15 protein-coding genes are annotated in these 15,212 nt (G+C 44.1%); 14 read left to right on the top strand and 1 reads right to left on the bottom strand.

Translation table 11 applies throughout. The features are described 5' to 3' along the window. Positions 1 to 65 precede the first annotated feature (65 nt). From K7G97_RS14420 to K7G97_RS14385, 8 genes are all read left to right on the top strand, one after another. Positions 66 to 1,640: a S8 family peptidase gene (locus K7G97_RS14420; protein WP_223040901.1), complete on the top strand. Its 1,575-nt coding sequence runs from the start codon at positions 66 to 68 to the stop codon at positions 1,638 to 1,640. A gap of 135 nt (positions 1,641 to 1,775) precedes the next feature. Continuing rightward, complete coding sequence (locus K7G97_RS14415) at positions 1,776 to 3,335, top strand: S8 family peptidase (RefSeq protein WP_223040900.1); 1,560 nt, start codon at positions 1,776 to 1,778, stop codon at positions 3,333 to 3,335. Between the two features lie 17 nt (positions 3,336 to 3,352). Further along, positions 3,353 to 4,054, top strand: a complete 702-nt coding sequence (locus K7G97_RS14410) for a hypothetical protein (RefSeq protein ID WP_223040899.1) — start codon at positions 3,353 to 3,355, stop codon at positions 4,052 to 4,054. Positions 4,055 to 4,153: 99 nt separating this feature from the next. After that, positions 4,154 to 4,801, top strand: coding sequence for a hypothetical protein (locus K7G97_RS14405; RefSeq protein ID WP_223040898.1), 648 nt, complete (start codon positions 4,154 to 4,156; stop codon positions 4,799 to 4,801). 44 nt (positions 4,802 to 4,845) lie between these two features. After that, on the top strand, positions 4,846 to 5,532 hold the full coding sequence (locus K7G97_RS14400; RefSeq protein WP_223040897.1) for a hypothetical protein: 687 nt from the start codon (positions 4,846 to 4,848) through the stop codon (positions 5,530 to 5,532). A gap of 15 nt (positions 5,533 to 5,547) precedes the next feature. Beyond that, a complete protein-coding gene (locus tag K7G97_RS14395; protein WP_223040896.1) occupies positions 5,548 to 6,237 on the top strand; it encodes a hypothetical protein in 690 nt (229 codons plus the stop codon). 16 nt (positions 6,238 to 6,253) lie between these two features. Further along, positions 6,254 to 6,940, top strand: coding sequence for a hypothetical protein (locus tag K7G97_RS14390; RefSeq protein WP_223040895.1), 687 nt, complete (start codon positions 6,254 to 6,256; stop codon positions 6,938 to 6,940). A gap of 181 nt (positions 6,941 to 7,121) precedes the next feature. Beyond that, a complete protein-coding gene (locus tag K7G97_RS14385) occupies positions 7,122 to 8,021 on the top strand; it encodes an LCP family glycopolymer transferase (protein WP_262415764.1) in 900 nt (299 codons plus the stop codon). A gap of 37 nt (positions 8,022 to 8,058) precedes the next feature. Here K7G97_RS14385 and K7G97_RS14380 read toward each other — a convergent pair whose 3' ends face one another. Continuing rightward, the gene (locus K7G97_RS14380) at positions 8,059 to 9,210 is read right to left on the bottom strand and encodes a hypothetical protein (protein WP_223040893.1); all 1,152 of its coding nucleotides are present in this window, start codon (positions 9,208 to 9,210) and stop codon (positions 8,059 to 8,061) included. A gap of 198 nt (positions 9,211 to 9,408) precedes the next feature. Here K7G97_RS14380 and K7G97_RS14375 point away from each other — a divergent pair, with 198 nt between their 5' ends. From K7G97_RS14375 to K7G97_RS14350, 6 genes are all read left to right on the top strand, one after another. Next, positions 9,409 to 10,140, top strand: a complete 732-nt coding sequence (locus K7G97_RS14375; RefSeq protein ID WP_223040892.1) for a YveK family protein — start codon at positions 9,409 to 9,411, stop codon at positions 10,138 to 10,140. After that, positions 10,133 to 10,828, top strand: a complete 696-nt coding sequence (locus K7G97_RS14370) for a CpsD/CapB family tyrosine-protein kinase (protein ID WP_195864389.1) — start codon at positions 10,133 to 10,135, stop codon at positions 10,826 to 10,828. Before K7G97_RS14375 ends, K7G97_RS14370 begins: the two co-directional genes overlap by 8 nt. An 11-nt stretch (positions 10,829 to 10,839) precedes the next feature. After that, positions 10,840 to 11,604: a tyrosine-protein phosphatase gene (locus K7G97_RS14365; protein ID WP_223040891.1), complete on the top strand. Its 765-nt coding sequence runs from the start codon at positions 10,840 to 10,842 to the stop codon at positions 11,602 to 11,604. A 191-nt stretch (positions 11,605 to 11,795) separates the two neighbouring features. Further along, positions 11,796 to 12,683, top strand: a complete 888-nt coding sequence (gene galU / locus K7G97_RS14360) for a UTP--glucose-1-phosphate uridylyltransferase GalU (RefSeq protein WP_223040890.1) — start codon at positions 11,796 to 11,798, stop codon at positions 12,681 to 12,683. 40 nt (positions 12,684 to 12,723) lie between these two features. Further along, on the top strand, positions 12,724 to 14,574 hold the full coding sequence (locus tag K7G97_RS14355) for a polysaccharide biosynthesis protein (protein WP_223040889.1): 1,851 nt from the start codon (positions 12,724 to 12,726) through the stop codon (positions 14,572 to 14,574). Positions 14,575 to 14,593: 19 nt separating this feature from the next. Continuing rightward, positions 14,594 to 15,211: a sugar transferase gene (locus tag K7G97_RS14350; RefSeq protein WP_223040888.1), complete on the top strand. Its 618-nt coding sequence runs from the start codon at positions 14,594 to 14,596 to the stop codon at positions 15,209 to 15,211. Position 15,212: the final 1 nt, after the last annotated feature.

Below are 15,212 nucleotides of genomic sequence, written 5' to 3'. Positions count from 1 at the left end.
CTATATTCCACATAATCCCATCTAATCCGGGTATTAGTAAGAAAGACCTAGAGGGAGGAACAATGATGCGAACATGGATAGCAGGGAGCTTAGCACTTGGTTTGATCTGCAGTACGCTACCAGTCAAGGCGCTTGAAAAGCAGGAAACGATTCGTCCGGCGACATTAACGAAGGCGAAAGAAGTCCCGGCCTTCTCAAAACAAGCCGGCAGTGCCTTGACAGGTCGCTTCGACTCGGATGGACTTGCCGTATGGTATTTTGATGCGAAGAATTTTGTCGCAAAAGGAACGCACTTTGAGTTCGAGCTTGACTACGATACGTACGGAACGATGTTCGCCAGTAAAGCTGACGCGGAAGCAGGTCGTGTCTACAACCGCTACTATCAAGTTACGGACGATACACTCTACTTCCCACTCAGTTGGAGCGGACGGCAGTACTTAGTTCTCGAAGGCTATCCGGGCGATCGTTATTCTGTTCCCGCCTACATCTCACGTTACGAACCGATTGAGGAATCGATGACAGCTACCGTCAAAGCAGTCAAACCGGCGTTACTCGTTCAGACACGCCCTGGTGCAATGCGGGCGCAATCGTTCGGTGCCTCCAAAGTCGAACCACTAGCGTCTGAGCTCCGCATCGAACGACTCGTCTATGATTCCTATGCTGACGCTGAAGCAGCGAAGAAAAAGTTCGAGCGATCGAATAGTGTTGCGTTCGCGGAGTTTGACGCACCGATCCAAGCCTTCGGTGTCGACGCCTATCAAAAACATCAATGGTCGCTGCAGAACACGGGACAAAAGAAGGGACTGAAAGGAGCGGACATCGGCTTCGTCGCCATGCAAAAACGCATCAAAGGCAAGAAGCTGTCTGCAACGAAAGTCGCAGTCCTCGACTCCGGCATTAATCCGACGTATGCGGACTTCGCAGGTAAAGTCCGGATGGATCTCGGCTATGATTTCATCAATGGCGATAAGACAGCCTGGGATGACAACGGACACGGTTCACACGTCGCCGGGATCATTGCTGCAGGTGGAAATAACACGTACGGGATGACCGGTATCAATCCGATGACGACGTTGATTCCGATCAAGGTGCTCGATGAGTCAGGAGCTGGTTCGGTCTCGGGACTCGTCAAAGGTATCCAGCATGCGACAAAACAAGGTGCCCGAGTCATCAACATGAGTCTCGGCGGTAGTTCTTCTTCAAAATCGATCGATTCGGCATTAGCCGCAGCGGTCAAGAAGAACATCCTGATCGTCGCTGCTTCCGGGAACGAAGGACGCGGAACGGTCGCATATCCGGCCCGTTCGAAATATGTCTTGTCGGTCGGTGCAACCGGACGAAAAGATACGAAAGCGTCGTTCTCAAATTACGGAACGGGACTGGACCTCGTCGCTCCAGGCGTCTCGATCCCAAGCTACCTTGCAGATGGGGAGCTGTTATATGGAAGTGGGACTTCGATGGCGACGCCACACGTCGCGGGTGTCGCGAGTCTTATGATCAGTCTGAAGCCGTCCTTGAAGGCAAGTAGTGTGGAAAGTATCCTCAAGAAATCAGCGAAGGATCTCGGTAAAAAAGGCTATGATACGAGTTATGGTGCCGGTCGTTTGAATGCCGATAACGCCGTCAAACTAATCCCTTAATGCAGTCAAGAAGTCCTGTGCGAACAGGGCTTCTTTTTTCAGTCAATTCATTGATTGATAGAGGTAAAAAGAACTAGGAAAATCAATTTTTTCCATTATAATGAAAAAGGATACAACGATAAGGAGTGAAATCAAATGAAAAAGGTCATCGTCAGTGCGCTCCTCGTGAGTGCATTTGGTACATATACATTTAGTGCGACAGAAGCTGCGACAACGGCGAAAAAAGTCCCGGCCATCGAAGCGAAAACGAAAAAAGGCTACATCAAAGGAACGTTCGATGCGAACGGGAAAGCTTTGTTCTATTTTGATACGAAGACGTATCTGTCAGGTGGAACACACTTGAAGTTCGCCTTTGACGCTTCCAAAAAAGCGACCGTTTATACGTCGCAGACGGAATACAATCAAAAAGATCCATATGCGCGGTATGCGAATAGTAAAAAGACACTCTTTTTCCCACTGACATGGAGTGGGCGACAATACATCGAAGTGACGGGAACGAAGAATAAAGCGTTTACGATTCCCTATAAACTCGAACGCCTTGAGCCCATTCGCGAATACGCGACAAAATCAACGACAACCGGACAAGCGACGAGTCTCGTTGTTCGTCTGAACGGGGCGACGAAAGCGAGTACGTTGTCACAGACGTCACGGGCTACTGATCACGAAACGATTGACAGTACGCTACGTCTTGAAAAGTTCTCCTACAACAGTTTTATCCAAGCTTTAGCAGCCAAACGGCAACTTGAAAAAACGAAGGGCGTCCGGTACGTCGAACTCGATCAACCGATGAAGTTACTCAGCGCCGATCCGTTTCAATCGGTCCAGTGGGCATTAAAAAACACCGGACAACGCGGAGGCGTTAAAGGAGCGGACATCGGTTATCACGCGATGGTCAAACGGATTGCCAACAAGTCACGTTCGACCGTTCGTGTGGCGGTCGTCGATACAGGGATCAATCCGACCTATGCGGATTTCGCTGGACGCGTCCGGATGGATCTCGGCTACGATTTTGTTCATAAACGTCAACTTGCTTACGACGATCACGGACACGGGACACATGTCGCCGGTGTCATCGCCGCAACATCAAACAACGGCTATGGGATGACGGGGATTAACGATCGAGCAAGCATCATTCCGATCAAGGTCATCTCGCGCAATAACTATGCATCGAACTCGAATATCGCTAAAGGCATTCTGTTCGCTGTGAAACAAAAGGCAAAAGTCATCAACTTGAGCCTTGGTGGTGGAGGTGTCTCACTGGCGATTGAAGATGCCTTAGCGGAAGCACGCAAGAAAGGGATCTTCGTCGCAGCAGCAACCGGTAACGAAGGCGTATCGAAACTGTCCTATCCGGCACGTTCGAAATATGCGTTCTCGGTCGGGGCGACGAACCGATTCGATAAACGAGCGTCGTTCTCGAACTATGGCGAAGGACTCGATCTCGTCGCACCGGGGCAGGATATCGCCAGTTATTTACAGGACGGCGAATCGATCTTCTGGAGTGGCACATCGATGGCAACACCGCATGTCGCAGGGGTCGCGAGTGTCCTCTATAGCTTAAAGCCAAGTATCAAAGTGACGGACGTCGAATCGATTCTTCGGAAGTCAGCAAAGGACCTCGGGAAAAAAGGTCGTGATACGACATACGGATACGGTCGCTTGAATGCCGATCGTGCCGTTCAGCTCGTGAAATAAGGAAAGTAGGTTAAACGATGAAACGTATTCTATGTGTCTTCCTCATTGGTGTCCTTTGTTTCAGTGGGACACTCGAAGGACAAGCAGCGTCAAAAGAAGAACAGCAAACATTAAACGATTATCGGAAGTTGAAGTTTGGACTGACACTGAAGCAAATCGCAAAAGTCGTCTACGGTTCATCATACAAGGAGCATCTAACGAAAAAGAATGGTGCAACGGTCTTGAAGCAAAAAGCGAATTGGGCAAAGCAGGATAAAGGATACCGGTCCCGGTCGTATTCATTTGTGGATCAGTCGAAGACTCTTCCGAGTCGGACGACACTTGAGTTCTATACGAAGAAAAATGGAAAAACGTATTATCTTGCGCAAAAAGCGATTCAGTTTTTAGCGAATACGAATACGGGACTTCGGGAGAGCACGCGGACACTGAAGCATGTGACACATATTGAAGGAAATGAGACGGAAGCTGAGCTCGACGCACTGTTGTCAGGAAAAGGATTAGGTCAGGTTGGAATGCGCTGGTCATGGGACTTTACATCCGTCCAGACGAAACAGGAACGGAAAGAGTATAAGTATAAGGGACGGATCAAGATTTATATCTTCCAAAGCTCTAATCCAAAGAAGCAAATCGATATGACGCTGAAGTTTGATGATCAGCAGAAGCAATATAAGCTCAATAACTATAGACTCATTCCGATTGAAGCTCCTAAAACAAAATAAGTAGAGAATCACATCGAACAGTCATCACGAAGGAACAATTAGAAGGGGAAAATAGAAATGAAAGTACTGGCAAAACTGATAGTTTTCGTAATTATAGTGATGTCGATTTTTGCTCCAACTACAGCATCGGCAGCATCAAAGGAAGCACTGCAGATCAAACGAGAGTACAAAGCACTCAAGTTCGGTATGACGCTAACGGAAGTCGCGAAGACAATATACGGAAAAGACTATCGGAAATACATCAAGAAACAAAATGGTAGCGTCGTCTTTACGAAAAAACCGGGAACGACCGATAACGAACAAGGGTATCGGTCCCTCGGATACGTACTGGATCGCCCCTCAAAAAACCTTCCAACGACAACACTTCTTGAATTTAGTACGAAACAGCACCAGAAGACATATTATCTGACACAAAAAGCGCTGTACTACCAAGCCGATACGGAAAATGGGTTGTATGAAAATAGCCGGACACTCATGAAGCCGGCGTCATTACGCCACGGGATGACGGAGAAACAACTCGACCAACTGGTGTCCGGCAAAAAACTCGGACAGGTGTCAATGTATTTTAGTTGGAACGTTTCGTCCATTATCAAAGAAAGTCCGATGAAAACGGTGCGCTACAAAATCTATCAATTCCATCGACCACATTCGAAAAAGATGCAGGTTGTCACCTTGTCCTATAACACGCAGAAAAAGCGATATGAGGTGGATACAGAAATCGGGATTTCATTGAAATACGAAAAATGAATAAGGATGATTCATGGAGTCATCGAGGAGAGTAGGAAACAGGTATGAAACGCATCATGATAGGGTCACTCTGTTTAGTACTGTTGCTTGGTCTGTTTGTTCCAGGAACGATATCCGCAGCAACGAAGGCTGAGACGATCGCCACGAAACAATATCGTGCTTTAAAACCGGGGATGACGGTGGAACAAGTCGCCAAAGTCCTCTACGGCAAGGCGTATAAAAAACAACTGAAGATGAAAAATGGTTCACAAGTCTTACGATTGAACACAGAGATTGAGATGGAAGAATGGGATCGGAACGTCCTTCTCTATGATCTCGTGAATCGAAAAGTAGAATTCCCGTCAGCAATCGGGGTCCTGATGTTCATGACAGAGACGGGCGGAACGAAGTACCGGCTGACGATGAAACAAATGGAGTTCAAGCGTGACACGGCAGCCGGATTTCGGACGAGCGATCGCAAACTGGTCAAAGGTGCGAAAATCAAGAACGGGATGACGGAGCAACAAGTCGATCGATTACTGACGGGGAAAGGGCTCGGGGCATTCGGAACACTCGGTCACGTCGATACAACATCCGTCCTTCGAAAAAAAGAAGTCAAAGCAGGGAAAGCGACGATCATTCATACGAAATCATACGTTTTTCCGACTGCAACAAACAAATGGCAATACATCTTTTTCATCTATGACACGAAAAAGAAAGCGTATCGTGTTGAAGATCATAGTCAGTATTAAAAAGGAGAGTAAAGTATGAACACGACCTTCATGAAAATCACAGTGGCGACAATCATCGCGGGATCAACACTCTTTAGTGGAAAGGCATCGGCGGCGACGAAAGTCGAGACAACAGCGACAAATCAATACACAGCACTTAAAGCGGGTATGACGATGGAGCAAGTCGCCAAAGTCTTATACGGCAAAGACTACAAAAAACAATTGACGACGAAAAAAGGTTCACAAGTATTGAAAATGAAGGAAGTGCTTCAAAATACGTCAGGGAAAAGTAAGGAAATCTACTATGAGCTTTACGATCGAAAAGTCAAGACGCCTCCGACGTTCACTGGACTTGCTTTCATGACAAAAAAGAATGACTCTGTGTATCGTCTTGTCTTTAAAGAACTAGAAATCGGTCGGGATAGTTATTCAAAATATCGCGAGAGCACACGTAAGGTGAATTCAGGAGCTAAAATTAAATTCGGTATGACGGAAAAACAACTCGACGGCATATTATCAGGGACGGGTCTTGGTGAATGGGGTGGAGTGATGGAAGCTGATACACGTAGTGTTTACAGCCAAGCTGAAATCAAAGCTGGAGAAGCAAGCGAATATAAAGGGAAAACGTATATCTTTCAAAAATCTACAAAATCACGTGTTTACGTCGATATGACATACGATGCTAAAAAGAAAACCTACATTGTTGAAGACTATCAAACATTCTAATAAAGGGGATAGGAACATGAAAACGACATTTACGAAAGTTGCAGTAGCAACAGTAATCGCAGGAACGACTTTATTCGGAGGCGCAGCATCTGCGGCGACGAAAGACGAAACGAAAGTAACCGACCGTTACACAGCATTAAAAGCGGGGATGACAATTGAGCAAGCGGCAAAAGTCATCTATGGGAAAGAATATAAGAAGCAGCTGACGAAAAAGAGCGGTTCGACGGTACTGAAGAAAAAAGCGGAATTTACGACCGTATCTCAAGGTCAAAAAACGACGACATATGCGTTCTCTGATGAAAAGAACTTTACGAATATATCTGTTTTTCAGTTCATGACGAAAAAGAACAGTTCGATTTATCGTTTGACAGGGAAATCGCTAGATCTTTATCGTGCAGATAGTTACTCAGGTGCGCGTGAAAGTAAGATGAAACTGCTCAAAGGAAAGAAAATAAAGACGGGCATGACCGAAAAGCAATTGGATGCAGTATTATCTGGAACTGGTTTGGGTGAGTGGACAGGAGTGGATTCAATCGACTGGACATCGATTCAAACGAAACAAGAACTAGACTATGGACTCGGAATCAAAGCACTCTCGAAAACATACGTGTTCCCGACTTCGACAACACAGCGTAAACTTGTCATCATGAACTATGATTATGAGAAGAAAACCTATACAGTAGGTAGTCAAACGTCACTCTAATGAACGAAGGAGCTTATCTGAACGATAGGCTCTTTTTTTCATCTTTTCCCGTTATTGACAAATCACGCTCAAATTTCGTTATACTCGGACTGTAAGTTTTTTCATGCATAACCGATATTAATGAGAGCCAAAACACAGAAGGGAATGGACGCAGTTGGAACGAATCAAAAAAAGACGTAAGGTGAAGAAACGATGGACGCCACTGAAAATTATGCTATTGATTGCACTTGTCCTCGTCGTCGGTGTCGGCGGATTCATCGGCTATACATACTATCAAGTCGACCAGACGGTCAAAAAAATTCAGTCGCCAGTCAAGAATACGGGAGATAAAGTCGTCGAAGAACAAAAGCCGGTTTCCGTACTATTACTTGGTGTCGACCAACGACCAGGAGAGCGGGGGCGTAGTGACTCGATCATGGTCATGACACTGAACCCGACACGAAACGAAAGTCGGTTGATCAGTATTCCTCGGGACACGAAGGTTGATATCGTCGGTAAGGGAACAAATGATAAAATCAACCATGCCTATTCATTCGGTGGACCAGAGATGGCAATCAAGACGGTCGAGAAATTCCTCGATATCCCAATCAACTACTATGCAGAAATTAACATGGAAGGATTCACGTCTCTCGTTGATGCAGTCGGTGGTGTAACGGTCAATAACGATATCGACTTTACGGTCAGTGGAACACATTTCCCAGTTGGTAAAGTCAACTTAGATGGGGAATCAGCGTTAAAGTTCACACGGATGCGTTATGAAGATCCACGTGGTGACTTTGGTCGTCAGATGCGTCAGCGAGAAGTCATCGCTCAAGTCGCGAATAAATTGTCGTCCAACGTTTCAGTCAGTAACTTCAATGCCATCATGGATGTAGTTGGCAAAAATGCACAAACAAATGTCTCGTTCAAACCGATGCGTACTTTAGCATTTGATTACATGGATGCCTTCCGTAACCAGAAGAACTTGAAACTCGAAGGAACGGGTGGAAAAGAAGGCGACGGAATCTATTACTGGCACCCGACAGAAGATTCACTGAAAGAAACACAAACGGCATTACGCTATTCACTCGATATGGAATGAATAAAAGCACCGAATCCGTTAGGATTCGGTGCTTTTTTTAGAACGATTGTTCAGCTAGACGAATCCGGCTGATCGTCCCCTCTTTGGCAAAACGTTGAAGACGATAGGAGTTACTCGTGACGAGCCCTGTCGATTCTGTTTCGAGTTGAAGTGGAGCGAGTGAGGCTAATTGCTCATTGGTAATAGTCGTCTCCGTCCAGTCAATAGCGATGACTTTGTTGTCCTTCAAGACAAAGAAGTGCTTTCCGTAAAATAGGTAGTCATGCAATTCATCATTGAAAGTCCGATCGGCTGGTCCATAAAGACTATTCAGTTCTTCACTACTTTTGCCGATAAGGTCAATGAGGGTGCCGGTCACAAAACTCGTATCGAGGTTATCATTCGCCCACGTTAAGAGTGTCTCGTCAGCAAGCGGTTCACCTTCAAGTCGTTTTGTCGTATCGGACGTTTTGATAAATCCTGTTAAATCATCGGATAATTCAATTTCGGTTACACCGTCTGTTTTCTTGACGATACGATACCCGTCACCGAAGTCTGCTTCATAAAGTAATGTCGTCATCGCTTCTTCTCGATAGATATTGCTTGAGCGTGTTTTAACATACAATACATCATCAACAGCGGCAGTCTCTTCTGCTGCTTTTGGTTTCTTTTCCTTTGTTTTCTCAACTGTGATCGGCTTTTCGACAGTGGCTTTTGGTGTCGTATCTGCAGAACCTGCGAAGTACGTCGAGTAAACATAGGTTCCACTGGCTCCAAGTAAGAAACAAAGGATCAACAGCGCGATCCAACCCCAAGGTAATGGTCGTTTTACTCCAGCATGCTTAATTTCTTTCACTTTTTTTCGCCGTTTTGGTTCCGGTTCGCGATGACTGCGTGAAAGTGTCGGTAATGGTTCTTCTTCCTTATCCGGAAGCGGTCCATCTTCATCGAGAATCGGGCGTGCGACCAATGTACCGTAAAAATCAGCTAACGCTTCATGATGTTTTCCGGCGAGGAATGCATTCCATTCGTCGACTGTTACGGTGTCTTCATCATATGGAATTAGTGGGGGGTGCCCGGTGATTCGGATCATCGTATCCGTCAAGGATTCCGTCGAAGCAAGATTCGAACGAATCCGTTCATGAAGTCGTGCGATGTCCTCTTTCGAGTGGGATGTATAGAATTGAAGCGCTTGTAACGAGCGATGCATAAAGAAATTCCTCCTATGTCGAGATACGGAAATGAATGTAAAAAGTAACAATTCATCTTTTATTATACGCAATGTTTTTCAATAAACGTATGACATTTCCTAAAAAAACATCAACCATTTCCCAAATATTTGTTATACTGAGTCCTAGTTGATGTAGGAAGTCACTGAATTAGACAAATAAAGGAGAATAATTAGACCATGAATGAAACGATTAGCTTACAGGAATTATTTTCGATTTTACGTAAATCGTTCTGGCGCATCTTGGCGTTGACGATTGTCGCCGCTCTCATCTCATTTGCCGTCAGTAGCTTTTTAATTAAACCAACGTATCAAGCAGGAACTCAAATTCTCGTCACACCAAACAAGCAAGAAAATCAAGTCATCGATGCATCACAAGTTCAGTCATCTGTCACATTGGTTAATACATACCGAGTCATCATCAAGAGCCCAGCGATTTTAGAACAGGTTCAAAAAGAAGTAGCGAATGCACCAACAAGTATTAAATCACTAAACGATATGGTCACTGTTGAAAGTGAACAAAATTCACAGGTCATTAATGTTTCTGTTCAAAATACGGACGCAGCACTCGCATCGAACTTAGCAAATTCGATTGCAGAAATCTTTAGTGCGGATGTCCAAGAATTAATGAGCGTAGATAACGTTAAAGTCTTATCAACGTCCAGTATCCCGACGTCACCCATCAGTCCAAACATCTTATTAAACACAGCAATCGCAGCAGTCGTCGGATTCTTACTTGGTGTCGGTCTTGCGTTCTTACGTGAAGTACTCGACCGTCGCATCCGGACAGAAGATCAAGTCCAACAGATTCTTGATCTTCCGGTTCTTGGTAGTATCCCGGACATTGATAGCAAAGTATTCAAGTCATCGTCAAAAGCAGCAAAACGAGAGGCGGTCCAACAACATGGCTAAGAAGAGTAAGATGAATAAAGATGCAAGAAAGCTGATTACAGTCACGCAACCTAAGTCACCTGTCGCTGAGCAGTACCGCACAATCCGGACGAATATTGAATTTATGGCCGTCGATCGTGAGATTCAAGCGATTCTCGTTACTTCAGCAACACAAGGTGAAGGGAAATCGACGACATCTTCGAACTTAGCAGTTGCTTATGCTCAACAAGGTAAGAAAGTTTTGATTATTGACACGGACATGCGTCGTCCGACGGTCCACTATACTTTCCGTGTAGCGAATGGGCTTGGACTTTCAAGTTTGTTGACACGCCAAGCGGAAAAAGAAAAAGCCATCTTACCAACTAAAGTTGATAACTTATCAATTTTGACGGCGGGTCCGATTCCACCGAACCCAGCGGAACTCTTATCGTCGCGTGCGATGGAGCATCTTGTGGCACAACTCCGTGAAGAATTCGACGTCATCATCTTTGACGCACCACCATTATTACAAGTAGCCGATAGTCGGATTACTTCGAAATTAACTGATGGCGTCGTCTTAGTCGTTGGTTGTACGACATCCGATCGTCAACGGGTCTTGAAAGCAAAAGAACAACTTGAACTGGCGGAGGCAAAAATCCTCGGTGTCGTCTTGAACCGTCGTGAACTAACGGATGATTCAGCATATCAATACTACTATTCCTATGAGTGAAGGAGATCTACATGGTTGATATCCATTGTCATATCTTGCCGCTCGTCGATGACGGTCCGGCTAGTGTCGAACATGCCTTACAGTTAGCTGAACAAGCCGCTGAAGAGGGAGTGTCGCGGATTATCGCGACACCCCATCTTTATCATCCACAATTCGAAACGGAAGATGTCGATGTGAAACTGACGGTCAACGAGTTCAATGTTTTGTTGAAGCAACGTGATATTCCACTAATCGTTTATCCAGGTCATGAGATTCGTTTGATTGGTGAGTTGATGCAAGCGTTAGAAGCAGGACAAGCACTGACACTCAACGAGTCACGTTATATTTTAATCGAGTTTCCGTCAAGTGGGATTCCGTCTTACGCACGTCAAGTCTTCGCTGAATTGATTTCCGATGGCTATATTCCAATCGTCGCCCATCCGGAAAAAAATAAGGCAATCATTCAAAATCCGTCATTGCTGTTTGAATTGATTTCAAACGGTGCGATTAGTCAGGTGACATGTGCCAGTTTAATCGGGAAATACGGAAAGGATGTCCAGCGGTTCGCAATCGCTTTGCTTGAAAACGGTTTAGCCCATCTCATTGCAAGTGATGCACATCATCTCGAGAAACGCCCATTCTACTGGAAGCAATGCGAACGAGTGCTTGAGAAAACGTTCGAAGATTGGTTGATCGATGAAATTTATGAAAATAATGAAGCCGTTCTCTTGAACCAACTCGTGACAATCAATCCACCGAGTCCTGTCGAGAAGAATTGGAAGGGGCAATGGGTGTAACATTTTTTGTCAAGGTAAGGGAAAGAGAGTGAATTCGCACTCTCTTTTTTCTATGTTAACGCTTACATTATTAAATTATGGAAAACTTTATGGAAAATGATGCTTGTCATATGGTATTGTATTTTACATAAAGAATGGAATGAAAAATATAATTTGCCATCTTGAAACTTGATAGAGGAGTGTATTTCGTAATGAGAGTAAAAAAAGCAGTCATTCCAGCAGCAGGTCTTGGTACACGTTTTTTACCGGCGACAAAAGCGATGCCAAAGGAAATGTTACCAATCGTCGATAAACCGACGATTCAATACATCATTGAAGAAGCAATTGAATCAGGAATTGAAGATATCTTAATCATCACCGGTAAAGGGAAACGTGCGATCGAAGATCATTTTGATTCTGTACCAGAGCTCGAGGCAAACCTGATTTCAAAAAATAAATCGGAATTGTTATATCTTGTTGAAGCAACGACGAATATCAATATCCACTTCATTCGTCAATCGAAACCCAAAGGTTTAGGGGATGCGATTCTTCAAGCAAAAGCATTTATCGGGAACGAACCATTCGTCGTCATGCTGGGTGATGATATCGTTCAAGCAGACATACCGTGTACACGACAATTAATCGAGCAATATGAAATCACGAATAGTTCAATCATCGGTGTACAGCCAGTTCCGGAAAAAGATACGAATCGTTACGGCATCGTTGATCCAAGTACGAGCATCTCAGAACAATTACATAAGGTAAAATCATTCGTTGAGAAGCCAGCACCGGGAACTGCACCATCGAACTTAGCGATCTTAGGACGTTATCTACTCACACCAGAAATCTTTAAGTATCTCGAAACACAACAGGTCGGCTCAGGTGGCGAAATTCAATTGACGGATGCGATTACACGACTCAACGAGATGCAACGTGTCTTTGCCTACGAGTTTGATGGTAAACGGTATGATGTCGGTGAAAAACTAGGATTCATTCGGACAACACTTGAGTTTGCATTGAATCGTAAAGATTTAGGTCAAGACGTCGCAGAAATCATGCAAGAGCTACTTGAAGCTCATAAAGAACAATCGCTTGTTTAAAAAATAGCATTTTAAATATTAGTTGAAAGGAGTTGTCCTCTTGAAGAAGTACTATTACTATCGGACCTTTTTATTAGCATGTATGGATGCGTTCGCATTGATTGTAGCAATGAGCTTTACATATTTTTTCTTGTATCCGAAGGAATTATTTTCATTGATTGACAGTCGTGCACTAGTTCAGTCCGCTGCAGTATTTGCTTTACTCTTCATCACGCTGGCTTTCTTAATGAAGTTATATCGTGTCAATTGGAAATATGCGAGTGTGCAAGAGGCCATGACGTTGTCATTGTCCCTTGCGTTGAGCTCAATCGGCTTAATAGTGTATCAAGTTCTATTCTTCGGACAAGTTTTAGAACGTATCACGCTATTAAGTTTTTGTATTTCATTATTGTTACTCGGAGCGATTCGAGTCGGATTACGTCTACTTGGGATTGGTCAGCACTGGCGGAAGTATGCTCTACCAAGGCGCATGATCAAATCGCGTAAGCGAACGTTGGTCATCGGAGCAGGGCGTGCTGGGCGAGCATTGGTTCGTCAACTCTATGCATCACCATTTCACGAATTGAAGCCAGTAGCATTCATTGATGACGATCCGAAGCATATGCACTTTGTGATTCAAGGACTTGAAGTCGCAGGTACGACGGAAGATCTAAAAGCCGTCATCGAACGATATAAAATCGAAGCAATCGTTTTAGCGATTCCATCGTTGTCGCAACAACGACGAATTGAATTAATAACAGAAGCGAAGACACTTTGTAAAAACGTCCAGACGTTACCAATGATTGAAGAACTCGTGACTGGAAAAATCTCGGTTAATGCGATTCGAGATGTCTCAATTGAAGACTTGCTCGGGCGAGAAGCAGTCGAACTGAATATCTCAGGAATTCGTAGTGAGATTGAGAGACGGACGGTTCTCGTCACAGGAGCTGGCGGGTCGATTGGATCAGAAATCTGTCGCCAAATCATTCAGTTCAATCCTACGACATTGTTACTACTCGGTCATGGTGAGAATAGTATCTATTTAATTGAACGAGAACTACGTGGTTTACAGACAGCAATCAATTTGATTCCTGTTATCGCGGATGTACAAGATCGGATGCGACTTGAAGAAGTGTTTGCACAATATCGTCCGGATGTCGTCTTCCACGCAGCAGCTCATAAACACGTTCCTTTAATGGAAGCAAATCCATACGAGTCTGTGAAAAATAATGTTTATGGTACAAAAAATGTAGCGGAGGTAGCTGATCGTCATGAGGTTGAGCGGTTCGTAATGATCTCGACGGATAAAGCAGTCAACCCGACGAACGTCATGGGTTCAACGAAACGTATTGCCGAGATGATTATCCAGGATCTAGGGAAACGGAGTCGGACGAAGTTCGCAGTAGTTCGTTTTGGTAACGTTCTTGGTAGTCGGGGATCGGTCATCCCACTCTTTAAATCACAAATCGAAGCGGGTGGACCTGTAACAGTCACTCATCCAGAGATGACTCGATTCTTCATGACGATTCCAGAAGCAAGTCGTTTGGTCATCCAAGCGGGTATTTTAGCTGACGGTGGCGAAGTCTTTGTTCTCGATATGGGGGAACCTGTTAAAATCGTTGATCTTGCGAAAAATATGATTGAGTTGAGTGGCTTCACAGAAGATGAGATGCCAATTGTATTTTCGGGCATTCGACCAGGAGAAAAGATGTACGAAGAGTTACTAAAAGACGGAGAAGTCGATCCAGAAGCGATTTATCCGAAGATTTTCGTAGGTCGAACGAAACAAGCAGAACCGATTGAAGAAATTTTGCGAATGGTTGAAAATAATCAGCTCAATCCGGTGCAGTTACGAAATATCTTACTCGACATTGCAAACGATGTAGCCATTGTAAAACAAAAATTGGTATAGACATAAGGAGCTAAAGTGGATGAGTTATATGATGTTTAAGCGGTTGTTAGGATTTATGTTGGCATTAATAACGTGTATCATATTAATTCCAGTATTTTTTTTAATTATGGTAGCGATCAAACTTGAATCAAAGGGACCTATTTTTTTCAAGCAAAAGCGGGTGGGCTTAAATAAAAGTCACTTTAATATTTTAAAGTTCCGGACAATGTATATTGAAACACCAAAAGATATGCCTACCCATTTGCTGGCTGATCCAGATGTCTACATCACACGCGTTGGTAAAGTACTACGTAAAACAAGTTTAGATGAGTTACCTCAACTATTTAATATTATTAAAGGTGAGATGAGTTTTGTTGGACCAAGACCGGCATTGTGGAATCAATTTGATTTGATTGATGAACGAGATAAGTACGGTGCAAACAATACACTACCAGGTCTAACTGGCTGGGCACAAATAAGTGGACGAGATGAATTAGATATTTACTCAAAAGCAAAATTAGATGGTGAGTACATGAAAAATATAAATTTTTGGGTAGACTGTAAGTGTATTTTTTCAACGGCAATAAGTGTAATAAAAAGTGAAGGAGTATCTGAAGGGGGTCCTTCTCTTAAACAAAATATCAATACTAAGAGGTGAA

The sequence above is a fragment of the Exiguobacterium acetylicum genome, from assembly GCF_019890935.1.
Taxonomy (GTDB): Bacteria; Bacillota; Bacilli; order Exiguobacteriales; family Exiguobacteriaceae; genus Exiguobacterium_A; species Exiguobacterium_A abrahamii.
This window is presented reverse-complemented; position numbering and strand designations above follow the sequence as displayed.

Bases quoted from the DNA above. Each gene is read 5' to 3' on its own strand.
- K7G97_RS14420 (WP_223040901.1), top strand. From the start codon at position 66: ATGCGAACATGGATAGCAGGGAGCTTAGCACTTGGTTTGATCTGCAGT.
- K7G97_RS14415 (WP_223040900.1), top strand. From the start codon at position 1,776: ATGAAAAAGGTCATCGTCAGTGCGCTCCTCGTGAGTGCATTTGGTACA.
- K7G97_RS14410 (WP_223040899.1), top strand. From the start codon at position 3,353: ATGAAACGTATTCTATGTGTCTTCCTCATTGGTGTCCTTTGTTTCAGT.
- K7G97_RS14405 (WP_223040898.1), top strand. From the start codon at position 4,154: ATGTCGATTTTTGCTCCAACTACAGCATCGGCAGCATCAAAGGAAGCA.
- K7G97_RS14400 (WP_223040897.1), top strand. From the start codon at position 4,846: ATGAAACGCATCATGATAGGGTCACTCTGTTTAGTACTGTTGCTTGGT.
- K7G97_RS14395 (WP_223040896.1), top strand. From the start codon at position 5,548: ATGAACACGACCTTCATGAAAATCACAGTGGCGACAATCATCGCGGGA.
- K7G97_RS14390 (WP_223040895.1), top strand. From the start codon at position 6,254: ATGAAAACGACATTTACGAAAGTTGCAGTAGCAACAGTAATCGCAGGA.
- K7G97_RS14380 (WP_223040893.1), bottom strand. From the start codon at position 9,210: ATGCATCGCTCGTTACAAGCGCTTCAATTCTATACATCCCACTCGAAA.
- K7G97_RS14375 (WP_223040892.1), top strand. From the start codon at position 9,409: ATGAATGAAACGATTAGCTTACAGGAATTATTTTCGATTTTACGTAAA.
- K7G97_RS14370 (WP_195864389.1), top strand. From the start codon at position 10,133: ATGGCTAAGAAGAGTAAGATGAATAAAGATGCAAGAAAGCTGATTACA.
- K7G97_RS14365 (WP_223040891.1), top strand. From the start codon at position 10,840: ATGGTTGATATCCATTGTCATATCTTGCCGCTCGTCGATGACGGTCCG.
- galU (WP_223040890.1), top strand. From the start codon at position 11,796: ATGAGAGTAAAAAAAGCAGTCATTCCAGCAGCAGGTCTTGGTACACGT.
- K7G97_RS14350 (WP_223040888.1), top strand. From the start codon at position 14,594: ATGAGTTATATGATGTTTAAGCGGTTGTTAGGATTTATGTTGGCATTA.